Source organism: Tellurirhabdus rosea, from assembly GCF_026278345.1.
GTDB classification, from domain to species: Bacteria; Bacteroidota; Bacteroidia; order Cytophagales; family Spirosomataceae; genus Tellurirhabdus; species Tellurirhabdus rosea.
Genome location: NZ_CP111085.1, coordinates 3836799 through 3861101, shown reverse-complemented (window position 1 = coordinate 3861101; position 24303 = coordinate 3836799). Strand labels below are relative to the sequence as shown.

General features: G+C 56.0%; 19 protein-coding genes. 8 read left to right on the top strand and 11 right to left on the bottom strand.

The features are described 5' to 3' along the window. From ORG26_RS16325 to ORG26_RS16290, 8 genes are all read left to right on the top strand, one after another. Entirely contained in the window at positions 1 to 1287 is a 1287-nt protein-coding gene (locus ORG26_RS16325; protein WP_266363614.1) for an ABC transporter ATP-binding protein, read from the top strand. A gap of 7 nt (positions 1288 to 1294) precedes the next feature. Next, positions 1295 to 2548, top strand: a complete 1254-nt coding sequence (locus tag ORG26_RS16320) for a glycosyltransferase family 2 protein (protein ID WP_266363612.1) — start codon at positions 1295 to 1297, stop codon at positions 2546 to 2548. Between the two features lie 3 nt (positions 2549 to 2551). Next, positions 2552 to 3463: a glycosyltransferase family 2 protein gene (locus ORG26_RS16315; protein ID WP_266363610.1), complete on the top strand. Its 912-nt coding sequence runs from the start codon at positions 2552 to 2554 to the stop codon at positions 3461 to 3463. A gap of 20 nt (positions 3464 to 3483) precedes the next feature. Further along, a complete protein-coding gene (locus ORG26_RS16310; RefSeq protein ID WP_266363608.1) occupies positions 3484 to 4185 on the top strand; it encodes a methyltransferase domain-containing protein in 702 nt (233 codons plus the stop codon). A gap of 2 nt (positions 4186 to 4187) precedes the next feature. Continuing rightward, positions 4188 to 5198, top strand: a complete 1011-nt coding sequence (locus ORG26_RS16305) for a polysaccharide deacetylase family protein (protein ID WP_266363606.1) — start codon at positions 4188 to 4190, stop codon at positions 5196 to 5198. 6 nt (positions 5199 to 5204) lie between these two features. Continuing rightward, a complete protein-coding gene (locus ORG26_RS16300) occupies positions 5205 to 6137 on the top strand; it encodes a glycosyltransferase family 2 protein (RefSeq protein WP_266363604.1) in 933 nt (310 codons plus the stop codon). Next, positions 6134 to 7174: a glycosyltransferase family 2 protein gene (locus tag ORG26_RS16295; RefSeq protein WP_266363602.1), complete on the top strand. Its 1041-nt coding sequence runs from the start codon at positions 6134 to 6136 to the stop codon at positions 7172 to 7174. Before ORG26_RS16300 ends, ORG26_RS16295 begins: the two co-directional genes overlap by 4 nt. A gap of 193 nt (positions 7175 to 7367) precedes the next feature. Continuing rightward, positions 7368 to 8339 (top strand): lectin-like domain-containing protein, encoded by a 972-nt coding sequence (locus tag ORG26_RS16290; protein ID WP_266363601.1) that lies wholly within the window; start codon positions 7368 to 7370, stop codon positions 8337 to 8339. Positions 8340 to 8384: 45 nt separating this feature from the next. Here ORG26_RS16290 and ORG26_RS16285 read toward each other — a convergent pair whose 3' ends face one another. From ORG26_RS16285 to ORG26_RS23545, 11 genes are all read right to left on the bottom strand, one after another. Next, the gene (locus ORG26_RS16285; RefSeq protein WP_266363599.1) at positions 8385 to 12959 is read right to left on the bottom strand and encodes a PKD domain-containing protein; all 4575 of its coding nucleotides are present in this window, start codon (positions 12957 to 12959) and stop codon (positions 8385 to 8387) included. A 500-nt stretch (positions 12960 to 13459) separates the two neighbouring features. After that, positions 13460 to 15031, bottom strand: a complete 1572-nt coding sequence (locus ORG26_RS16280; protein ID WP_266363597.1) for an ArnT family glycosyltransferase — start codon at positions 15029 to 15031, stop codon at positions 13460 to 13462. A gap of 56 nt (positions 15032 to 15087) precedes the next feature. After that, entirely contained in the window at positions 15088 to 15975 is an 888-nt protein-coding gene (locus ORG26_RS16275) for a glycosyltransferase family 2 protein (RefSeq protein WP_266363595.1), read from the bottom strand. A 34-nt stretch (positions 15976 to 16009) separates the two neighbouring features. Then, complete coding sequence (locus ORG26_RS16270; RefSeq protein ID WP_266363593.1) at positions 16010 to 16582, bottom strand: DapH/DapD/GlmU-related protein; 573 nt, start codon at positions 16580 to 16582, stop codon at positions 16010 to 16012. 11 nt (positions 16583 to 16593) lie between these two features. Beyond that, positions 16594 to 17784: a glycosyltransferase gene (locus tag ORG26_RS16265; RefSeq protein WP_266363591.1), complete on the bottom strand. Its 1191-nt coding sequence runs from the start codon at positions 17782 to 17784 to the stop codon at positions 16594 to 16596. Further along, complete coding sequence (locus ORG26_RS16260) at positions 17702 to 18907, bottom strand: glycosyltransferase (RefSeq protein ID WP_266363589.1); 1206 nt, start codon at positions 18905 to 18907, stop codon at positions 17702 to 17704. Before ORG26_RS16260 ends, ORG26_RS16265 begins: the two co-directional genes overlap by 83 nt. 102 nt (positions 18908 to 19009) lie before the next feature. Further along, positions 19010 to 19903, bottom strand: coding sequence for a glycosyltransferase family 8 protein (locus ORG26_RS16255; protein ID WP_266363587.1), 894 nt, complete (start codon positions 19901 to 19903; stop codon positions 19010 to 19012). 33 nt (positions 19904 to 19936) lie between these two features. Next, positions 19937 to 21235 (bottom strand): hypothetical protein, encoded by a 1299-nt coding sequence (locus ORG26_RS16250; RefSeq protein ID WP_266363586.1) that lies wholly within the window; start codon positions 21233 to 21235, stop codon positions 19937 to 19939. A gap of 17 nt (positions 21236 to 21252) precedes the next feature. Continuing rightward, positions 21253 to 22275, bottom strand: coding sequence for a glycosyltransferase family 4 protein (locus ORG26_RS16245; protein WP_266363584.1), 1023 nt, complete (start codon positions 22273 to 22275; stop codon positions 21253 to 21255). Positions 22276 to 22438: 163 nt separating this feature from the next. Next, a complete protein-coding gene (locus tag ORG26_RS16240; protein WP_266363582.1) occupies positions 22439 to 23698 on the bottom strand; it encodes a glycosyltransferase family 4 protein in 1260 nt (419 codons plus the stop codon). A gap of 10 nt (positions 23699 to 23708) precedes the next feature. Further along, complete coding sequence (locus ORG26_RS23545; RefSeq protein ID WP_323134274.1) at positions 23709 to 24302, bottom strand: acyltransferase; 594 nt, start codon at positions 24300 to 24302, stop codon at positions 23709 to 23711. Between the last annotated feature and the right edge of the window lies 1 nt (position 24303).

Below are 24303 nucleotides of genomic sequence, written 5' to 3'. Positions count from 1 at the left end.
ATGTCTGACATTTCCATTGAAATAAGTAATCTGTCAAAGCGGTATCGGTTGGGCACACTGGGTTCGGGCTCCTTCAAACAGGATTTGAATCTCTGGTGGCGGCAACTGTTCGGCGGCCAGAAAGGCAACCCCTCGGCTGAGGCGTACCGGCCGGGCGCGTCTGAACCGGACTTCATCTGGGCGTTACAACATATCAATCTGCAGATAAAACAGGGCGAAACGTGGGGCATCGTCGGCGGCAACGGTTCCGGCAAATCCACGCTGCTTAAAATCATCTCACGTATCATCCGGCCGACAGAAGGCGTGGTCCGGGGCAACGGGCGGCTGAGCAGTCTGCTGGAGGTGGGGACCGGCTTCCACCAGGAGCTTTCCGGCCGGGAAAACATCTTTCTCAGCGGGTACACCCTCGGCATGAAAAGCGGGGAAATCCGGCATCGGTTCGACGAAATTGTGGAGTTCTCGGGCATCAGTGCCTTCATCGATACGCCGGTCAAACGATATTCCTCCGGCATGTACGTCCGGCTGGCTTTCGCCGTGGCGGCGCATCTGGATTCGGATATTCTGATTGCCGACGAAGTGCTGGCGGTGGGCGACTCCGAATTTCAGAAGAAATGCCTGGACAAGATGCTCGATTTTTCGCGCCATCAGGGTCGCACGATTCTCTTTGTCAGTCATAATATGCAGGCTGTCAGCCACCTGTGCAGCCAGGCCGTCTGGTTGCAGAAAGGCCGTCTGATGGCTTCGGGGCCGGTCGGCTCGGTGATTCATCAGTACATGGGCCTGGCCCAGTCGAACCAGCTACGGCAATGCTGGAAAAGCCCGGCCGATTCGCCCGGAACCGACTGGATTCGCGTCCAGTCGATCAGCCTTATTCCCGAAGATCCGGCGCACGACCGGTTTATCGACACCCGCACGCCGCTGACGTTTGATTTTCGGTTGTGGGTAATGGACGACAGTCCGGCGCTGCTGGTGACCCTCCAGCTTTTCAACGAGGAAGACATTTGCCTCTTCGACACCATGTCCTCGCCGCTGGAATGCCAGAAAGGTCTGGTCCGCGGCACCTGCCGAATTCCCGGCAATTTCCTCAACAATGGTTCGCATTCGCTTTCGATCACCATCTACCGCGACGGCTGGGAGGACTATTTTTATTTTGATCACTGCCTGACGTTCGACGTGGCGGACCACCGGGAGGAGCATCTGCGGTTTCAGGGCAAATGGTGGGGCGCCGTACGTCCCCACTTCCCCATCCAACTGGTTCAGGAAGAAGAAATAAAGTACCAGCTGTAACCGTCTCATGAAAGCGCCGTACTCCTACACCATCCGCCACCTTCAGCTCGCCGACAACGACCCGGTCACGCTTCCGCCGGGCCACGAATCGGGCTGGTATCTGGTTTTCTGGTGGCAGGAGATTGCCGTAGGCGACCTGTATCTGGAACCCGGCGAGCAGCCGGACGAAGCGGTTTTGTGGGATAAAATAGCCACCGCCATCGACGCCACCCGGCAGGTCTATGCCGGAACTCCGGCGGATCAGGTCCGGCCGCCCGCCCGGCCGCTTCCCGAACGGGCGGAGCTTCAAACCCAGCTGGCGGCGGTGCTGGAGCCGTTTCAGACGACCCGCCTGCCCGCCGAGGTGCCCGTTGCCGTGGTCATCTGCACCCGCAACCGGGCGGCTCAGCTGCGGCGCTGCCTGCATTCGCTACTTAACCTTAGCTGCCGCCCCGCCGAAATCATCGTGGTCGATAACGCACCGGACGATGACAGCACCGCACGGGTAGCGCGCGAATTTGGCCGCGTCACGTACTGCCTCGAACCCCGGCCCGGTCTGGATTTTGCCCGCAATACGGGCGCCCAGAAAGCCACCATGCCCATTGTCGCCTATACCGACGACGATGTGGTGGTCGCCTCCACCTGGGTTTACCAGCTCTGGCAGTCGTTTCGGGACACCCAGGTGGCGGCCATGACCGGGCTGGTCATTGCCTCCGAACTCCAAACCGAGGCCCAGCTGATCTTTGAAAAACACTGGAGTTTCAACCGGGGCTATGTCGACAAGATTTACGACATGGCCTATTTCAAACGGACGCTCCGGCAGGGGCCGCCCGTCTGGGAAATCGGTGCCGGAGCCAACATGGCGTTTCGGCGGTCGGTATTCGACGATGTCGGCTTTTTCGACGAGCGGCTGGACGTCGGAGCGGCCGGCTGCAACGGCGATTCCGAGATGTGGTACCGGATTCTGGCCCGGGGGCACGTCATTCATTACAACCCGCGGGCCGTGGCTTTCCACGAACACCGCCGGGAGCTGGCCGCCCTCCGGAAGCAGTTGTTCAACTACATGCGCGGCTTTACGGCGGCGGCCCTGATCCAGCAGCAACTGTACCGGGAGGCCGGTTACAAACGGCGGCTTTTCCGCGGGCTTCCGCTGTATTATTTCTGGCTTTACGTGTGGGGCTTTCCGAAATACGGGTTCCGGTACCGGACGCTGGGCGTCGAGGTCCGGGGCATCCTGTCGGGGCTGGTTTATTATCTGAATCACCGGCAACCTGTTTCCTGAACGATGAAAAACGCAGCAGCTTCCGGTTCGCCCCTGGTGTCGGTCATCATCCCGTGCTACAATCATGGCACCTATCTGGCCGAAGCCATCGACAGCGTGCGGGCGCAGACCTGGGCACCCGTCGAAATCATCGTCGTGGACGATGGGTCGTCGGACAATACCCGGGCGGTGGCGGAGCAGTACCCCGGCGTACGCTATGTTTACCAGACCAACCAGGGACTTTCGGCGGCCCGCAACACGGGCATTACTTACAGCCGGGGCGATTATCTGGTTTTTCTGGACGCCGACGACTGGCTTTACCCGGACGGCATTGCCTACAACGTCGGGCAGCTGGAAGCCCGGCCCGACGCCGCTTTTGTGTCGGGCGCCCACGATAAAGTGGATTCGGAACGGCGGCTTCTGGCCGAAGAGGTGATTCCGATTGAGAACGAACATTACCTGCGGCTGCTGGAAGGAAACTACATCGGCATGCACGCCACGGTGCTGTATCGACGGACCGTTTTCGACCAGCTGCTTTTTGATACGACCCTGCGGGCCTGCGAAGATTATGACCTGTACCTGAAAATCGCGCGGCGGTTTCCGGTCCTGCATCATACCCACAAAATAGCGGCTTACCGGATTCATACGACCAATATGTCGGGCAATGTGCCGATGATGCTCCACACGGTTTTTGCCGTTCTGGCCCGCCAGCCGCCCCTCTTCGCCACCGAAGCGGAGTGGCTGGCGTACCGGCGCGGACAGCAGATCTGGAGCGAATATTACAGCATGGCCGTCTACGACCGGCTCCGCAACCGCCAGTACCCAGCCTCCTCTCCGGCCCGCGCCGAGGCGCTGAAGCTCCTGCGGACGTACAAACCGAACCTGTTTTTCAAATACTGGATCACCAAACTCTTACCACTATCAAAACGCTCGTAAAAAAATACACGCCTACGTTTGTGCAGCGGCTGCTTTTCCGGGCGGGCGTCTACCCGAATTTCCGGCCGCTGCCGGGTCATGTCGAAGTCGGCGATCTGGGCCGGACCCAGCCTTTCAGCACCCAGTTCGGTTACGACCGGGGCGGACCCGTTGACCGGTATTACATCGAAAATTTCCTGCAACGGGAATCGGCATGGGTCAAGGGGCGGGTGCTGGAGATCGGCGACAACAGCTACACGCTGCGGTTCGGCGGCGACCGCCTGACCAAAAGCGACGTGCTGCACGTACACAGCAACAACCCGATGGCAACCCTGGTGGGCGACCTCAGCGACGCTCCGCAGATTCCGGACAATACGTTCGACTGCATCATCCTGACGCAGACCCTGCACCTGATTTACAACCTCAAAGGGGCTTTGCAAACCTGTGAACGCATCCTGAAGCCGGGCGGTGTGCTGCTGCTGACGGTGCCGGGCATCAGCCATATCGACCATGACGAATGGAACGACAACTGGCTCTGGTCGTTTACGGCCGCTTCGCTGCGCAGGCTGTTATCGGAAGTCTTTCCAACCGACCATCTGGCCCTCCAGACGCACGGCAACGTCTTTATCGCCACGGCTTTTCTGTACGGCATGGGCGTATCGGAAGTAACCCGGGAGCAGCTGGATTTCACCGATCCGCATTATCAGGTCATCATTACCGCCAAAGCCACTAAACCTGCCTAGTCTTGATTCAACGGTACCTGCATCGCCTCCGCCGGCGCTTCGAGCCCAAAGCCCTCGTCCTGATGTACCACCGGGTCGATACGCCCGCCTGTGACCCCTGGGAGCTGGCCGTCAGTCCGGCCAATTTTGAGCAGCAGCTCCGCGTGATCCGGGACCACTGGACGCCGGTTTCGCTGGCGCAGCTGGCCGACGGCGTGGCGGCGGGGAAAGTGCCCGACCGGGCCGTGGCACTGACGTTCGACGATGGCTATATCGATAATTTTGAACAGGCCCGGCCCCTGCTCGAACAGTACGGCATTCCGGCGACCTTTTTTATCGCCACCCAAAATACCGAACGGCAGAGCCTTTTCTGGTGGGACGAATTGCAGGACCTGATTCTGGAAACCGAAACGCTTCCTGCGGAAATAGGCCTCCCCATCGGCGGCGAAGCCCTCCGGTTTACGCTGGCCGACGAAACGACGCTGACGCCCTCGCTCCGTGCCCGGCAGCAGGTCTGGTCGGCGGCCGACCCGCCCCCAACTCGCCGGTGTCAGCTTTACTACGACCTCTGGCGGCGGCTCAGGCCCCTTTCCGACGCGGAACAGCAGCAAGCCCTGACCGCCCTGCGTCGGCTCATTGCCCCGCCCGCGGGTCCGGCAAAGCCGGTTTGCATGCCGCCCGGCCAGCTTCGGCACCTGCTGGGCAACCCGCTTTTCAGCATCGGCGCCCATACGGTCACGCATACGGCCCTGGCCGATCAGGACGCCGAAACGCAGCTGCGGGAGATTGGCCAGAGCAAGGTGTTTCTGGAAAAGCTGACTGGCGGCCCCGTCCCGCTGTTTGCCTACCCTTACGGCTCGCACACGGATACTACGGTCGCCATTGTGCAGAACACGCCCTTCCGGGCGGCCGTGACCACGGAGCCGGGGGTCGTCACCCGGGCGAGTCATCCGCTTCGGCTCAACCGCTATCCGGTCAACAACTGGAAAGGACACGAATTCAAGGCGCGGCTTGCCCGCTGGTTTCAGAACTGAACAGCCATGACCGAACCGCTACAACCCCTGATTTCCGTCATTATCGGGTTTTACAACGAGGAAAAATTCCTGAACGAAGCCATCGAAAGCGTGCTGGCGCAGGATTACGCAAACTGGGAGATTGTGCTGGTCGATGACGGCTCTACCGACGGGAGCACCGCGCAGGCCAAAGCCTGGGCCGACCGGTTTCCCGACCGAATCCGTTATTTCGAACACGCCCAGCACGCCAACCGGGGGGCCGCCGCCAGCCGGAACGTCGCCTTTCGCGCGGCCCGGGGCGAGTTTGTGGCCATTCTCGACGCCGACGATGTCTGGCTGCCGGTCAAGATGACCCGGCAACTGGCTATCATGCACCAGCATCCGAACGTGGCCCTGCTCTGCGAAGCGTCCGAAAGCTGGTACGACTGGGCCGCCAATCCCCCGCGGAAAAACGTGATTATCCCCGTTGGAGTCGCCGGGGAACGGGTTTATGCACCGCCCCAGCTCCTGCACGAATTGTACCCGCTCGGCAAGGGCGCCGCTCCCTGTCCGAGCGGCATCCTGCTTCGCAAATCGCTGTTCGGGGAAACCCCTTTCGACGAGTCGTTTACCGGGCTATACGGCCTGTACGAAGACCAGGCTTTTCTGTGCAAAATCTACCTGCATTCGGCGGTTTATGTCTCTTCCGCCTGTCATAACCGCTACCGGCAGTGGGCGGGCTCCATCTCCGCCGCGGTTCAGCAAAAGGGCCGCTACGCAGAGGTGCGGCTGTTTTTTCTTCACTGGCTGAAACGCTACCTGACGGAAAACGGGATTACGGACGAGCGCATCTGGCGGGACCTTCACAAAGCCTTCTGGCCGTACCGGTTTCCCGTTCTGCATCGCATTTCGTCCACAATGCAGCGCCGCCTCAGGCGCTACCTCCATCGTGCGGTCACCCTGGTCATGAAACCCCTATGAACACGCCGCTGCTGACAGTCCTGATGCCGGTTTACAACGCCGAAAAATACCTTCGGGAGGCTGTGGAAAGCATCCTGACGCAGACTTTCGCGGCGTTTGAATTCCTGATTATCGACGACTGTTCGACCGACGGCAGCGCGGCCATCATCGAGTCGTACGGGGACGTCCGCATCCGTTTTTTGCGGAACGAAACCAACCGGGGCATCAGCGAGACCCTGAATCGGGGCATCGAACTGGCGACGACCGAGTTCATCGCCCGCATGGACGCCGACGACATCAGCTATCCCGAGCGGCTGGCGCAGCAGTATGCGTACATGACGGCCCATCCCGACTGCGCGCTGCTTTCGTGCGCCGCGCGGGTCGTGGACGAGGCCCGGCGACCTATCCGCATCGACCGGTTTCACAGCGAATATTTCTATTACAACCTGACGTTTATCTGCTGGATGTACCACCCGACGGTCGTTTACCGGCGCTGCGCCGTGCAGCATGTGGGCGGTTACCGGCTCCGGTATGCGGAGGACCACGCCCTGTTTCTGGAACTCGCCCGGCACTACAAAATCTGGAATCTGGAGCAGGTTCTGCTCGATTACCGGGTCACCAGCGAGAGCCTGCATCAGGTCCGGTTTCCGGCCGAGTACGAACAGGCCCAGCGGGAGGTTGTCCGGGCCAGGCTCCGGGATTTCATGGGCCCCGATTTCACCCTTTCGGATATCCATCTGGAATGCCTGCGACACCGCTTTGAACCGATTTTGCGGGAGAGAAATATTGACAGTATGGCGTATTGTTTACGCTTGCTTGACCGGATTAACGAAAAGATTATAAATACGGAAAATTGCAATAACAGCGCCGAATTTACTACCGAAGCCGCCCGTCATAAGAAAAGATTCATCCTTCAAAATCTGACAGAAAATCTGACAACGCTGGAGGCTATAATCCTCATGTGGAAAGTGGGAATTCCTCCCTGGGAAATCCTTGCTTATGGCAAAGAATCCCTGAAAGAAATCATTTTATCAAAACGAGAATCAACTTATCAATAAACTCATATACAGATGATTAACCCATTTGGGTAAGTAAAAAAATTAGCCTCTTTTTGCTTTTACTAAATAGCATTAATAACGATGGATAATTCTTTTAAAGCAAGCCAAAAATTTGTATCATTGAGATGAACATGCAGAATTTGTATGCCCTTATAATCATATCTTTCTCTGTTTCCCTAAGAAGGTTGGTCTGATGAAGTATTTTCTTTACCGTTCAACAGTCTGCATCATTTGCTTTTTTTTCTTTGTTAAATCTGCCCGCGGTCAATTTACCCTGGTCAGAAATGCACAGCCAAATTCTGGCCAGAACAACAGCTATATTTTAACCCGCAGCTTTAACCAGGGCGGTGCCATCTGGCATCAGAACCAGATCGACCTGCGTGATCCTTTCGTCCTTAATTTTACGATCAATCTTCAGCCAAGCGCCGGAGAGAGCGGCGGCGATGGCCTGGCCTTTGTGCTCCAGAAAGTAAGCGCCAACGCTTTCGGGTCGGTTGGCAGCGGCCTGGGCTACAACAATCTGATTCCGTCGATTGCGGCGGAGATTGATACCTACCGCAATCACAACCTCGGCGATCCGGGTTTCGACCATATGGCCCTTCAGCGCAACGGGGAATCCAATCATGATTCGAATCTGTGTCTGGTTAAGCCGGTCAGCGTTCTTCCCGACGGCACCTCCATCACGGACGGCAAAGACCATCTGCTCACCATCAAATGGACGGGCAATTCCAAAAAGCTGGAGATTCTGGTTGACAAAGTGTCCCGGATCGAAACCACGATTGATCTCATCAAGGACATTTTCGGGGGGGAATCGAAAGTCTGGTGGGGCATTACGGCAACGACCGGCAGCGCCATTCTGACCCAGACGATCACGTTTCTAGAGCCATGCAGGCCCATCCTGTACGTCCCGGACGCCTTCACGCCCAACGGTGACGGAATCAACGATGTATTCGAGATCAAGGCGAACCAGCGGGTTGAACTCAACATGACCATTTACAACAAATGGGGCAATGCGGTATACCGGATGGCCGGCAGGGACGTAACCTGGAACGGCGTCAACAGCGAGCCGGGCAACTACGTTTATACCGTTACCTACACCTGCCCGGACATTCCTTCCAGCGCTACCTTCTCCAAATCGGGTTCGATTATTCTGCTTCAAAAATAAAAAACCGGGCCTTCCGACCCGGTTTTTATCATGCCCTTATACCCTTCAGGATTTAACGAAACGAATGGTCTGCAATAGCCGCTGCCCGTCCGAAATCTGAATGAAATAAACGCCGGGGAGCAGTTGCAGCCCCTGAACATCCACCGTGATCTGCTGATTATCAGCGGCCATCAGCTGAGCCGGAACGGCAAACTGACGGCCCGTTGACGAAACGATGGTCATTTGCAGGTTACCGGGCATAAATGGAGCCGGGACCGCAATGGTCAGGCTGTTTTGTACCGGATTGGGAAACAGCAGCCAGGCCGTCGCCGACACCTCTCCTCCCGATTTTTCGCCGCTGGTATCCATCCGGGCCGATGTAGCGCAGGTATACTGGCGGGGCGAGTTTGGCAGCACGTAACTGGTCCCGGCCAGCCGGATGGAAGCCGTGTGCGTTCCCCGTTGCTGGTAAGCAGACGGAACATTAAAGCGGAAACCGTGCAGCCCGTTGTCTCTCAGCGCGGCTCCTACGTCCGAACGCAACCGATTGGCAGGGACCGTTGCCACCAGCACCCCATCAATGACCACGTCCACATTGACGGAGGTATTTAACTGGTTGCGGTCGGCGGCCCAGCCTTCCAGCGTGCTGCAATTGGCCTTGTCGAAATTGCCCGTCGGGTTAGCGGCCGGCCGAACGACGCTGAAGCTGATCGTGAGCGGTGTGCCCGCCGTGCCGGTTCCATTGGCCGCGGTATACGGCGTAGCCGTGAGCGTATAACTCCCCGCAACCGGGGTCCAGGAGGTGTAAGTGCCGTTATTATCGCCGAAAAGCGCAAACGGGGCGTTTGAATCCGTCTGGCTGCGGCTCTGGGCGCCACTCAGGTTCATCACCACCGACCCGGTCGGGGTGCCCATGCTGATGTTGGCGCGGATAGCCAGGTTCTGCGTGGGCAGGTTCAGCAGGTTCAGTTGCTCTCCGGGCGCTATCACCCTGATTTCCTGCCCGTTGGTAGCATTAATCAGGTTAAAACTGACGATGGCGGGCAGCGACGCAGGCTGCACATTGAGCGAGGTTTCGGCGAAAGACGTTCCGCCCTGGTTATCGGTCACCGTCAGGCGCAGCAGATACGCACCCACCTGTATTCCGCTGACAGTAGCCAGAGCGCTGTTGCCGTTGGTGAAGGTCAGTTGCGTTGGACCGCTTCGCTGGCTCCACACATAAGAGGCGATGCTGCCGTCGGAATCGCTGGCCGTGCCGGTCAGGGTGGCCGTGCTGGTCGGCAGCGCAAGGGTCTGATCCGCTCCGGCATTCACGTAGGGAAGCTGGTTCACGGCAGCCGGTACGGGCGCCAGGGTGAAGGCGGGGCTTTCGGCCACCGGGCTTTCGTTGCGTCCCGTCACCGCCCGAGTCTTGAACTTCCAGTAACCCGCCGGTCGGGACACGTCTCCAACCAGAATCTGGCCGCTATAGGCGGTGTAGTCTCCACCATTGACGCTGACCAGAATTTCGGACATGCCCAGCGCACTCGAAGCGCTCAGCGTGTTGGCCGCGTCGTCGGCCGCCAGAAGCGGGGCCGGTGGCGTTACGTTTTCCGGAGCCGGTGCGTCAGCCAGAAACAGAACGCTCCCCAGCCCCATGATTCGTGCGTAATTGGAGCCGTTTCCGAAGAAATACATCCGAACCGTTTTGGGAGCTTTCCAGTTGGCCGAAGCGTCGAAGACCGGGACCGTTATAGCCGGGTAGGTACCGTACCGGAACGTAATTCCTCCCGTCGCCGCGTTGATTTGGAAGGGTTGCGTTTTGTTGGTAACGACGTACATGGCCGTGTGCGGTCCCTCGGCAATCACCTGGTTGTTGGTAAAAACCTTGATGGTGGGCACCGTTCCCCAAACCAACTCCATATGCAGGCGGGAAATGACCTTACCGGTGTTGTCGAGAACTTCGAAATAGCATCCTCCGCCCTGGCCGTTGTTGCCGTTGTTGCCGTCCCAGCTGACTTTCCCGGACATTTTCCAGGAAGGGAGGTTGGTGTACGTTCCCAGGTCTTTGGCGACGGTAGCCGTCCCTGAGTTTTGCAGAAACTTGGCGTATATATCCACCGAATCCCGCTTGTAAGACTTCACGCCGGTTTTTACGGTCCACCAGGTGCTGTATTCGTTGGTTGTAACGTCCGCCGCCGGCGTGCGGACCCAGCCCGCCGTTCCGTCCGTTAAAGGCGCGATAAACGGAAGGCCGTCCATCAGGTGAACTCCGTTGTTCGGTAACACCGGGTTGGACACGATAGTAGCCGTCTGAAGCTGAATCGTATTCAATCCGCTCACTTTCCACCGGTGAACGCCCGAATGAAAAAACTCATCGTTGTGATGGATATAGTAATCGCTGCCGCTTTTGACCACGGAGGTAGAGAAGGCGTTTCCGGCCATTTGCGGAGGAGAATCTTCGGCAGAGTCCCATTTGGTGACGCCAAACTGGCCTACCATCAATCCATTATCAGCGACATGCTGCCATTTATTGGTCTGCCCCGCTTTCCAGAACTCACCGTAGTAATTCCAGAAAATGTTGTTTTCCACCACCTGAACATCGCCCCCGGCATTTCCTGTTTCACTGCCGTAATTTCCGGTATCAAACCGGCCGTCGTCCGGAAAATCACCGCGGTACTCCCGGTTGGTTGCCAGCGCTGTTTTCCATTTCCAGTCGGAGCCGCCAACCGGAATTGCTCCCAGGTGGAAGCCAGCCCCATGCCCATTTTCTTCTTTCTGTCTATCAAAACTGATCACGAGCCCGCTGGCGGTCGTCTGCCCGGGAGTGCCTTCACTATACCGGGTCATGGGATGCCCACCGGTATCGCCGGAGAAGCGGGCCGTTTCCTGAGCAGGTCCCCACTGCGGGTTACCCGCTGCGTCGAACCCGTTCAGCGTTCGTTTGTACCAGATCTGTGCCCCATTGGACAAGCCTGAAACATACCGGAGAGAGCCATCCGGACCAATGCTTTCAAACCCGTACACCTCCAGTTCGATACCCGTAAACCGGGGCAAACCCGCTGCCGGCAGTTCTACCACATGCCGCCGGTGGGTGTTCACGTTCTCCTGAAGTGCGTAGGTCCGCCCGTTGGACAGCGTCGTAACGGATTTAAAAACGTTTGCCATGAAATCCTGAAAATACGCTGCCGGAATGCTGGCCCGCCAGTTTTTCGCCAGTCGCCAGCCGTCCCGCATCGATTTGGAGTAGTCAATCGCAAACTCAAGGTACTCGTTGAATACCCGGGTCGGGTTGTTGGGATCGACGGCAATGCTGTACGAACGCGGCAGGTACATGATCCGGTCCTGCCAGGTGCGGCTGCTGCTGTACTTCTGAATCCGGTAGTTACCCGGATCGCCGACCCAGAAGCTCCCGCCCGGCTCAAACGTGATGAATGTCCGCATCGACCGTACCGGGTCGCTAAAATAGAACTTGGCATCCTGCACATCGGGGTTCGACATGTAGCCGCCCTGCTGTCCGAACGTCCAGGCACTGGCTCCGTTAGCGGTCGAGAAGGCTTTCAACTGCTGGCTGGTACCGGCATCGGCAACCACGATGGTGGCTCCATCCGGCGAAATTCCCATAGCAACGGGACTATCCAGCCCCGCCAGCGTAAGTGAGGCCGCAGACAGCGTACCGCTGGTTTGCACGGTGTACCGTTTGACCGTTCCGCCGGACATGATCCACAGTTCGTTGTCGTTGACCGGGTTGATTTTCAGCCGCTCGGGGCCGGTAAAGCTCAGGGTCTGGACAACCGCTCCGGTGGTTTTGTTCAGGACGTGAATGGTGTTGTTGTCTTTGCGGGCCACGAAAAGGTAGCTGCCGGTCTTCTGAACGGCCAGCCCGGTGATGACGATTCCGGTGCTGATGGGAAAAACCATCCTGTTGATGACGCTCTGGTAAGTCCGGCCGTGGTTTGCCGTATGCGCCGTTCCGCTGCTGAAAATGGCTTCGGTATCGTCGCTCACTTTGGTGGCGAACACATACGAGGGCGAATCGCTTACGCCAAAATGAGAAGCGTCGCTCCCGCCCCAGTACACATAAGTACCGTCGGAGACCACAAACTGCGATCCCTGGCTGGTGTAGTTGTTGCTTCCGTTGGGCAGGATTTGCGTAGTGGACGTCGTGTTGCCCGTGCTGGTCTTCCAGTTGGCGGTCAGGCCCTCCTGGTAATTGTTACAGTAGTAAAGGGAAGTTCCTACCGCAACGGCGTCGTGGATGATGTCGAAGCCCCGGAACTTGCTGGAGCCGGTCTGCTGGGCCGATGTATTGCCGATGCTCGCTCCGTCCCAGGTATAGGTGACGTTGTTCGATAAAACTTTGATGACATAGTCCGTTCGGGTGACCAGATTGCCCAGGTCATCTTTTTTGTCCCAGGTTCGGGTATGCGTTCCGGCGTTGAAGCGGACGTTGCTCCATAAAGTCCGGAGGAGAGTTCCATCCGAACCGAAAACGCCGGCGCTTGTGCGGGCCCCGGCACTCAGCGTAAACGTAAAACCGACGGCCGGGTTGTCGAAAGCAGCCGGTTTGTGCGAACCGGACCTTTCCCGCAACGGGTTTCGTTCCAGGGCGTAACCACTCAGGTACGGCCACAGAAGCAGCAGATAGAAAAGTTTTTTCATCGTCAAGTTACAGTTTGTACTTCCAAGCTATCCATTCGGATAACTTGGCATTTATCAAAAGCAATCGGGTATTTCAGAATGTTTCCAGAGCTGACAGGCGCCATGAGTACCTGCCGGAAAGGGTTCCAAAGCCATGAGCCAACGGCTACTTTGCCGCCGCATAAGCTTCGGATCGGTGCATTACGTGGTTAACGGAAGGACTGCGAGAGGTAGCAGAAATGAGGGATACCCAGCTTCTGTCATATGAGCGAAGGTGTCCCCGTGAACTGGCGACAAAATTATTAATTAAAAGGTCAATTCGTTATCGAGTCTCAATTAATTGCCTTTTTTTAATCCATTTCTAATCCAAAAACCGCAGGATTAGAATTTCAACGGAGAACACTTATGCCACCCTAACATATTGACATAAATTTAATTGAGTAAAGACTTATTATAGTTTTAAATTACAGCCATAATGCCTTGATTTCTGTTTAATTTCACCTTCAAAAAGCATCTGTTTCTCACTTTTTTATTTCAATCAAAAGATATTGATTGGTGGAAGAAATTGTGTGAATGGCAAAGTAACTGGCTAAATGACCCGCATCTTTTTTTGCCAGAATCATCACCCGGCCCCTGCTTTCTGTTAAATAACTTTTTACCTGTTGCGGCGTTTCAACCTGCTTTATATTTTGGTTACTGTAAAATAAGGCCGCCGGCCAGTCGATGCCTTTATATAGAAGCAGGGTTTTAGCTTTTTCTGTTTGCGGACCCGCATGACGGCTGGCAAGCACCGAAACTTCATCTATATCGGGTGAGAAAAGCTGTTTCAATTTGTACTGCGCCATAAGAATAGAAAATAGAAAAAGCGCTACCGAAATATAATACATTGGCTTTCGCTTCTGCCAAACATAAATCGTTATAATAAACACAGAGAAGCACACTACTCCGACTGCTTTCAACTTTACATCCAGAAAAGCGAGCAGCACCATCGCGGTGAGTGTCCCGAAATTTACGGAATCAACGGTGCGTATCGCTTCTGTCAGGACGGCGGCCACCAAAAGGGAAAGCGCCGGGTACAGCGGCACCACATACCAATATAACTTGGTCTTTACCAGCGTAAATAGCGTAAAAACGAGCACCGCAGTCACAAACAACGGCAAAGCCTGCGTCCGCCGGTGAAGGAGTTCCTTGATAAAAAAAGCCAGGGCGAACGGCACCGTATAAAGCCAGGGATAAAACCGGTGCCCAAGCTGGTAGATGTAAAAGAAATTATCGCCTTTGTTCCCTTCAAGGGCGTTGGCGGAGCGATTCAGAATATGGTAAAAGAAAAAATCATTGATAAATGCCTGCCCGTGCGTTCTGATCATGTAAATCGGCCAGGGCAGAATAATGGCCAGAAAAAGCAATATCCCTAACCAGAATTGTTTTGTTAAAAGAAACCCGGGCAAACGACCTTCCAGCAGCAGCAAACTAAAAATTATCATCGGCGCCAGAAGTCCGCCGGCGGATTTAGTCATAACGGCCAGAGCCATAAACAGGCAGGAAATCAACCACAACCAAGCTCCTTTCTTATTAATTAATAAAAAAGTATACAGCGCCAGATAAATAAATAAAGCCAGCATAGTATCCGTTGTACCAAACCGGGCATTATCTACAAATCCAAAAGAGGTAAGCAGAATCAGGCAGCCGACAAAAGCTATTTTCTTATCGAAAACAAGTTTACCCGTAAAATACGTAACCAGAGTCAGTACTATTCCTGACAATGCGGAAGCTAACCTTGCTCCGAACTCATTTATTCCAACCAGTTTAAAAAAACCAACGGTAAACCAAACATACAGGGGCGGCTGGTGAAACTTCGGTTTAAAACCCCAGTTCGGCGTCAGAAAATCTCCGCTCAGGAGCATTTCTCTGGCGATCTGGGCGTATTCACTTTCGTCCCAGTTGGCCAGGCTGTTCTGTCCGAGCTTCCACAGCAACTGGGCCGTCGCCAGGGCCAGCAACACGCCAACGGACCACTTTTCTTTCCTGAAAAAGGCAGAAGCAACCGCCGGACTATGGTCGCGGATGCCGGGGCTCTGTTCGATCGTTAGCATGACAGTTGCTGGTTAGTCGATTTAGAATTGCCGAGACTTCGTGTAAAACGCCCGGCTCAGGAGCCGACCTGCACGGGCTGGCCCAGCGCGGGCATGACCGGACGGGCAAGCGTCTGCCGGCGGCTTTTCTCCTGAATCTTGCAGAATACCTGCGTGAAATAGGCCATCTTCAGAATGGCAAAGGCCAGCCCGCGGGCACCGTCGCGAAAGCCGCCCATCAGAAAAAAGCTGCCGAAAAAGTAGGCCGGGCCAATCAGCGGACTGCGCATCAGCCGGTATTTCAGGCGCTGCTTCCAGGTCCAGGTGCCGTGAACCTGCCCCTCGGCCGTTGCCTTCATGAAGCGCTCGGCCTCCCAGCTGGCATACTCGTTATGCTTGGTAACGTAATGACTGACGCCCCGAAAATCCTGATGGTCGATTTTGCTGTAGAGGATGCCCACCTCGCCGTCCAAAACCGGATGTTCGTGGACCTCCATATCGAGCCGGCTCCACTGGTCTTCGTCGATGCGCTCGTACTCTCCCGCGCCGACCCGAAAAAGGGCCAGTTTACGCAGGGGATAGCCGCCTTTGAGCCGTTTGCCCATGAAATAAACGGTATAGCTCAGCCAGTAACCCGCCTTATCCGTGCGGCTCAGCGCCTGCCGCAGCTCCGTCGTAAAGGCAGGCGTCAGGTATTCGTCGGCGTCCAGAAACATGACCCATCGGGTATCCGGCCGGTGGTTGCGCAGGTACCAGTTGCGTTTTTTGGGAAACAGGCCGTTCCAGTGAAAATCCACGACCTCGGCGCCCCACGTCCGGGCGATCTGGCAGGTCTGGTCGGTACTGTCCGAATCGACGACCACGACCCGGCGGGCCAGGTCTCGCCCAATCGCGGCGAGGCAGTTGGGCAGGTTGGTTTCTTCATTCCGGACGGGAATAACAATGGTAAGGTCCAGTGCTTCCATCTGATGCGCAGTTTAAGGTGTGGTAGTTCAATAGTTAATGAGCCTGACTCGTAAGTCCGGCCGTTTCCAGCGGCGTCCGCCCCCTGACGGGTACGCAGGGATGTCCGGCGCAAACCATCCAGGGCGGCATGCTCCGGGTCACAACGGCCCGGGCCCCAATCACGCACCCCTCGCCAATCGTGACGCCGGGGTGTACAAAAGCCTCGGCCGCAATCCAGGCGTGCGCCCCCACGCTGATCGGCCTGGTAATCAGCGGAAAACCCGGCTGGTTGTAGTCGTGGGTTCCGGCGCACAGATACGTCCCCTGCGAAATGACCGCCAGCCGTCCGACCGTAATCCGCCCCTGGGAGTACAGCGTTACGCCGCTGGCGATGCCGCACTGGTCCTGAAGGTCGAGGTTCCACGGAGCCCAGATCCGGACGCCGGGGTACACATGCACGCCCCGCCCCACATTGGCCCCGAAACACCGCAGCAGAAACGAACGCCACGCGTGCAGCGGCCGGGGCGACAGCCGGAACAGGGTTACGTCCACAACTCCCCAGACCAACCGGGCAAGTCGGTTTTTGAGCGAAAAGGAAGGTCCGGTATGTGTGTTCTGGTTAGGCATCGCGTGTGGTTTCAGGATTGAATGGCTTCGCAGAACTGGCTAACTGCCGGGGTCACGGAGAAATTAGCCACATACGTCTGATACGCCCGTCTGGCCATCTGCTGCCGCTCGACGACCGGCCTGTCCAGCCACTGCTGAAGCAGGGCCTTTGTTCCCGGCAGGGTGTCGGTCTGGACAAGACCCGCCCCGGCCTGTTCAATTTCGTCGCAAATGTTAATCTGGTTCGAAATCAGGACCGGCCGGCCGCAGGCCATCGCTTCCACGACGGCAATGCCGAAGTTTTCCTGATGGCTGGGCAGCACAAACGCTTCCGCGCCGTAGAGCGCGCCCCATTTGGCGTCTCCGCTGAGCATGCCGGGAAAGAAAACCGACGCCCGCAGCAGCGGATTGTTCTGGACCGTTTGCCAGATTTTCCGGCCGTAGGGCGTTTCCAGACCGGGTCCGGCAATGACCAGCGCTGGCAGGGCTTCGGGGTCCAGCGCCGTTTCCAGAAGGGTGGCATACGCTTCTACCAGCATCTCCACGCCTTTTTTCTCGTGAATCCGGCTCAGAAAAAGCAGGTAAGGCCGTCCCGCCACCGCGACGCATTTTTCCAGAAAAGCCGTTTCCATCGTCCGTTTGAACGCCGGGGGAGCCTCAATGCCGAAGCCTACGTTTATTTCGCGCCGGGGGTGATAAGGCCAGAACGGCTTGCGGGCCAGCTGCAATTCTTTCTGGCAGGTAAAAAACAGTCCGTCGGCCGCTTCCACGCTTTTATGTTCAATGAGTTTCCAGTAAAGCCAGTTGCGCAGCGCCTTCAGTTTACGGTCCGACGCCCGCTGGAAATACGGGTCCAGCATGCCGTGCGTCATCATGAACAGTTTGGGCGCTTTCTCCTGCCGGTCTTTCAGGCGCTGAATCGCTTTCCGGACCGCATAGCCGTGGTACAGCCAGAGGCCATGCACGACCACGGCATCGTAGCGGTGCAGGTTTTCGTGGAGCCAGGGCGTAAGCTGGCTGCTGTACTGCCACGGCCCTTTGCTGGGTCCGAGGGCGATGATCCGGAACGAATCCTGCAACAGAAACGGCTCCGCCGGGTCGTCCAGACTCACCACGTCCTGAAACACCATTGCGTCGGTCTTAACGGACATGTAGTTCCGGATGCCCTGGCAGGGGCCGCCGACCTTCGGATTCATGCTGCTGATGACCTGGAGTATGTTCATAGTTTTTTTTCTCCTGAAAAATCGCTTGATAAATAGCTTCAATCTGGTCGAGCATATGGGACGGGTCAAAACGGGCGGCGTTGGCGAAACCGGCGGCCACTACCTGCCCGCGCTGCCAGGACGACAGTCCGAGGACCTGCTCAAGCACCACCGCGGCGTCGGCAGCCCAGTCCGGCACCTGCGCCTGCTGTTTCGGACGCACCGGAATCAGAAAAGCGGCTTCGCCGGCGACTTCCGTCAGCGGCGCCACGTTGGTCGTGATGACCGGACATCCGGCGGCCATCGCCTCCGCGACCGGCCAGCCGAACCCTTCCAGCAGGGACGGGAACAGGAAAACCGCGGCCCCCGCATAAGCCAGCCGGACCGCCTCATCCTCGGGTTCGTTCAGCCAGACAATATCGTCGCCAAACCGGGATTGCTCCTGCACTTCCAGCAGTTCTGTCGTCGGGGCGGTGCCGATCATCAGCAGAGGCAGCCGCTGCGAACTGCGGGTACGCCATGCGTTGTAGATTTCCACGACTCCCCGCCGGTTCTTGTACCATTGATTGCCGCCTACATGCAGTACATACCCGTCCGTCAGGTCGAGGCCGAGGCGACTGCCCAGGTGCTGCCTTGCCATCACCGCATCGGTCGGCACAAAGGGTTGATTCAGCCCGTTGTACACCACCCGGGAAAGGGCCGGCCGGGCGCTGAGGAACCGGTGCAAGTCAGTCCGTGTCACCTCCGAAACGGAGATAAAATTTTTTCCGGCCCGGTAGCCCCGGCGAATAAAGCCCTGGTACAGCCGTCCGGACAGAGCCGTTGGGTTTTCGGCCATCTCGCCCCTGGCCGACCGCTGGGCCATAAAGTCGTGGCAGTGAATCACGTGCGGACGGTCGGCGACCAGCGGCACCCAGGGACCGAGCGCGTGGTCCGTAAAGACAAACAGCGTATCGTCGGGGCACTGCTTCAGCCGGCGGCGCACCTGAAGCGGAAACCGAACGTACTGGTCGAGATAACCCAGCCACTTCTGCGCTGCTGGCCCCTTCGCTGCGTTCAGGAAAAAAGCCTCGGGCGACCAGCACGTTACCGTATGCCCCCGCTGCTGCATACCTTCCGCCAGCAGGCGCGCAAAACGAGGCATACTTTGATGCTTCAGAAAGTCGGGATGGGTAAAAAAGACAATGTTCACAGCCGCGTCAGTTAGGAATGGTTCCAGACTTGATTAGTTCGGTAGGCTCACCCCTCATGATGGCGCGCTACGCTGCATCTTGTTGGAGATGACCCGCATATAAGACCGCCTGATACTCCAGGTTCGATGAAATTCGCGGTAGGAAAATCGCCCGATTGCCCGCATCCATTCGGGGTGCAGATACTTCTGCCAGGCCGGATAGCCGTTGTGAATCAAAGAGCCAAACAAATCCCACGGCTTGGGTGAACCGACAAAGTGAAGAATCATCCGGTTTCCAAAGGCAGGTCTGGCCTTTTCGGGATACCACGGGCAATTAAATGAGCGGGGAAGCTTCGCGAATTTACCCGCAAAAATGACGTTTAATAAAGCCTGATCGCAGGACAAAAGCTCGTTACCGTGTTGTTCCGCGATGGCGGCCCATTGCGATTTGATATCCTGTTTATGCCATTCGTCGATATCAATAAAGATGACGCCAGAATTAAAGGTGCTAAGAGCTGGTGGTAAACCGAGCTTTTTTATGAAAAAATCTTTTTCCAAAGCAGTTTTCAATGTTCCGTCTTCCACTGCTGCTATAGGACTTCCACTGAAATTGAACTCACTAACGGTAAAAACATCAGCTTCCACAACTAAATCTGCATCCAGATACAAAACTCTACCCGTTTTTATAATATCTGGCAAAAGTAATCTTCCATACGGAGTCCAGTCACCATGCAGAGATCGATAACGACCGAACGTTTTAAACGAATCAAAATCAACAAAGGTATATTTTCCTTTAAAGCTTTTTGCATTCAGAAGCCATTGAATATGCGCCTTATCCTTTGCTTTTAAATCAGAGCACAAAAACCACAAATGCAGCTTATTTGAATCAGAGCAATTATCAAGCAGCGAAGATACTGTAACGCCTAACCCAAGGAGAGCAAGACGATTGATACATAAGGCTATATTCATGTCGAGAGTATTGATCTTAAATGCGTTTGATTATTACTTTTTTAAAGCAGCCAACACCAGACCACCAGCGAGCACACTAAAGCCTAATGAAGTCGGTTGAGCCCATTGACCCTGTGGTATATTTAATACACAAAAGCTGACGAGCATCCACGGAAGTAACCGGCCCGATTTCATCCGTCGAAAACTGTCCGTCAAAAGATTAAGGGTAAATAGCAATCGGGTTAGAATAACGAGAATACCTATCAGGAATCCCATTTCGCCGGTAATGCGTGTCCACTCGTCTTCGCCAAACTGAAGTCCGGCTGTGCCCAAAACCAGCATGGCCCCTACGCTGGTCCCTGCCCCTAATCCAAACCCGAAAAAAGGAATATTATAACTGCCTGAAATGGCATAAATCATGGCACCAAAATAACGGTCGCCCACCACCCCTTCTAAACCGCCTTCCGCTTTATTAGCCCCTTCGAATCGATGCGTAAATACGTTTAGGGCCGTATCAATCGCGCTGATCTGGGAAAGCATAAAAAAGACCGCCAGTACCAGTACAAAGGCCAGCATTAGTTTCCCGGCATTTTGGGGCCGGGTAACGGCCGTAAACACGGAAAAAAGCGCGGTAATAGTAACACTGAAAAACAAGGTGCGGCTGATCGACAGCGGGATGGCGGCGAGAAGGGCAATCGTGGCAAGAATTAAAATCAGTCTGTTTATTTCTTTTGCATTCAGCCAGAAATAAAAAACGAACGGCGCCACCAGACTGAAAAACAACGTATTTCCATTCGTGAACGAGAACGTTCCGGGCGGGCGAAAATACCCCAGTGCGCCAGAAAAACCGCCCCCTTCCATATTTCCGCCGATGCCCCGGTTCACCCACGCCGACTGCGGACTATAAAATTGCAGGGCGATCAGAATAGCCATAGGAATAGCGATTTTAAGAATCGTGCGGCCGATTTGCACGACATCCTCATAGTTCAAAATCGTACCGATGACAAACATCACCGGAAAATGAAGGATGTAGAGCCGGGCTCCGTAGAGGGCGACGTAAAGGTTGCCGTGGCCGATCAGAACCGCCGTTACAATTCCAATCAGGCTAAGGACAATCATGGCGGCCGAGTAGCCGTTCCACCTGAAAAAGCCGAACTTCCAGGCGGCCAGCAGGAGCCACAGCGCCACCGGGTCCCGCACAATCAGGAGCGGAGTAGCCAGAAAAGGCAATACCCACTTCCGCAGCGCCCCTTCAAAAATGAGCAACAGAAGATACACCCAGATGCCTCGCTTAAGAAGCAGTTGATTTCTGAGCAGTGAATAGTCTCCGTTTATGGGTAAACTCCCGACCATAACTAAACTCGTTAAAATCAAACGGCGGCCAGCTGAATGTTGGCGGCAACCGATTGATAGCTATATTTTTCAATAAGTTCGCGACTGATTTCCCGGTGAAAAGAGCGTTGATTAAGCAGCACCTGTTCCAGCTTATCTTTTAGATCATTTACATCACCGGTCCGGAAGATATATCCATTTTGTCCGTTCTGAACGAGATCAGACGAACACCCTGTCAGGTCCGAAACGATAACGGGAAGGCCAAAACTCATGGCTTCGTTTACGGACAAACCCCAGGTTTCGCCGGCTTCCGAAGACATGACGAAGACATCACTGATCGAATAATATTCCGAAATAGCAGACTGGTTGATAAAGCCAGTCAGAACGACGTTTTTAAGCCCATTCTCTTTAATCATTCGCTCCATTTCCGGTCGTAATTCGCCCTCTCCTACCATAATCAGCCAGGTACTCGGCAGCGACAAACGGCTGAAGGCTTCGATGACATCCAGCGGACGTTTTTTGCTTACATATTTCCCCGAATACAGGATAATTTTTCCGTCGGCCGGAACACCTATTTTCGATTTAATTAAAGTTTTGTCTCCCTTTAATTTTTCAAATTCATTCCGGAATCGCCGGTTATCGACTGAATAAGGGCAGAAAATTAACTGGCCCGGAGCAATGCCATAACTTTCGTAAAACATACGGTTCTGGGTGCCGATGTAAAGGAAAAAATCGACTCTCGGAAAGAGAATATATTTGAGACCAGCCTGCTTTATTCGCTGTTTGAGCCCCTTTTTCAGCAATTCCTGACTGAATGGCATTTCACAGCGGAGACAGACGGTATGGCCTCTCAGTTTGCCGAGCAGCAGGACGAAAAAATGCGTGAAGTAATTCCAGCCATGAACGACAATAACCGAACGGGGTGCCGTAAACAGATTCCAGAGTATTCCCAGATTGATCAGCCCCCAGAAGCTGCCCAGTTCTGACTTTTTCGGGGAGTAATTCCTGAAAAAACGGTACTCATATCCTTCCAGAAGCGGGATGTCCCACTTAACCTTCACGCCAAACTCCCGGTCCTGAACGCCCCGGATCGAGAAATCGGAGCAGTACCAGACTTTGGTACGGATTCCTTCTTCGTTCAGATACTTGTACATCGGAGCGAAGTACTGAATCGGGTGCGAGTTGATGAAAATGATGTCTTTGGAAGTCTGCATGGTTTGGTCTTCAACAACGTTTCGTTTCCGCGGCCCACATAGTCTGGATGGCCGCCGCCAGTTCCTGCCCGTATCTTTCCCACGGCCGGGCCGCCGCCGTCAGGATGGCCTCCCGTCCGGCCTCCGCCATGCTTTCCGGTTTGATCAGAAGCTCTTCAATGGCTTCAATCAGGGCTTCGGTGGCTCCGGCCTGGATCAGCCAGCCGTTTTCTCCGTGCCGGATCACATCCGGACCAATGGTGCGGTCGGTGGTGATGACCGGTGTTCCCTGCGACATTGCTTCGGTTATCACAAGCCCAAATCCTTCGAAAAGGGAGGGGAACACCAGCACGTCGCTTTGTCGCATCAGGGTCAGAATGTCGGCATGGGGCATGGAGGGAAACCAGCGGTGCCGCTCCAGGGCCGCTTCCAGCGCGGGACAGTCCGACGTGGTTTTCTGGCCCACCAGCGTCAGTTCGACATGCCGCGGCCCGATCTTTTCCACGGCCTCAAAAAGATTGGCGATTCCTTTGCGCTGCGACAAACTACCCACAAAGAGGAGTTGTAACGGACGTCCGGTGCCTGGCCGGTGCCCTTCCGGTTTGGCCGTATTTACCGGCGGAAAACCGTAGGGAATCACCTCCACCGGCGCGAGTGTACCGGGAAAAGCTTCCAGCGTTCGGGCCGTGAAACTGCTGGCCACAAAAATCTGATCGGCCATCCTGAGCTCTTCGTCCTTGCGGGCGAGTTTTTCGGCGGGGTCAGCAAGGCCAGTCAAGGTTGGAGCCCATGCCGGCCACCGTTCTTTTTCAGCTTCGAAAACCTGATGGGCCGCCCGCCAGTAACCGATAGGCAGGTCATACAGACAGGTCATCCCCAGCCGTTTGGCTTCCCGAAACGAGAAGCCGATGGTATCCTCGTAACCGTAGACGGCGTTGATTCCTTTGCTGGCTTCGGCGCTCAGGCGGGCAGCCACGTGGCGGTCGAAATTCTGAACGACCCGGTCGATGTCGAACGGGTTCTGGGTTCGCTGGTAAAGTCCGGATTTGAGCGCCAGAATACGGCCGAGTTCGAACCACGGCCAGGTGCGCACGAACGGTTTGAAGGCCGGGTGAAAACTGCGGCGCCGCAATTCGGCCAGCGGTTTAAGCTCCGCCAGCCGACCGGAAAGACTATCCGGAAACGTAGCCATCGACACGTAAAACCCACCCAGCATATCGGCCCGAAGCAGGCCGGAAGCGGCGGCTTTCACATTGGCGTTTCCGGTAAGATGGGATATCAGTATCTTCATCAGTCAGGGCTTATCCGAGCAGCCAGGCCCGGTTTGCGGCTAAAAATTCACAGGGATTATAGCTAAATTCCTCACAACGCGACTTCGGAACGGGCCGGGCCGGATTGCCGACCACGATCGCGCCCGGCGGCACCGATTTGCTCACCACGGCCCGCGCGCCCACCACGGCCCCCCGGCCGATGCGCACCCCCGGCAGCAGCATGGCCCCGGTGCCAATCCAGGCGTAATCCTCAATCGTAATCTCTGCCACCACGTGCTTCCATTCCGGGTCCGTTACGTCGTGCGAAGCCGTCAGAATTTCGACACCGTCGTTGACACAAACGTGTTCCCCAATCTGTACTTTCCCGTGCAGGGCGATTGTGACCCGACCCAGAAACGAATTGGCACCGATGCTCAGCAGATCGAACCGGCCCTGAATGTCCGCCTGGCCGATCTCGGCCGTCTCGGCAATGGATGCCCCTTTTCGGGCCAGAGCCGACCGCTGTCGATTCCGGCTCACCAGTTCCGGCAGCGAAAACACCCGTTTCCCCCAGGCCCGGTAAAAGCGAGCCGAACTGATCGGAAAGCGGGCCCGGTGCGCCCACAAATAACGAAGGCTCGCCATA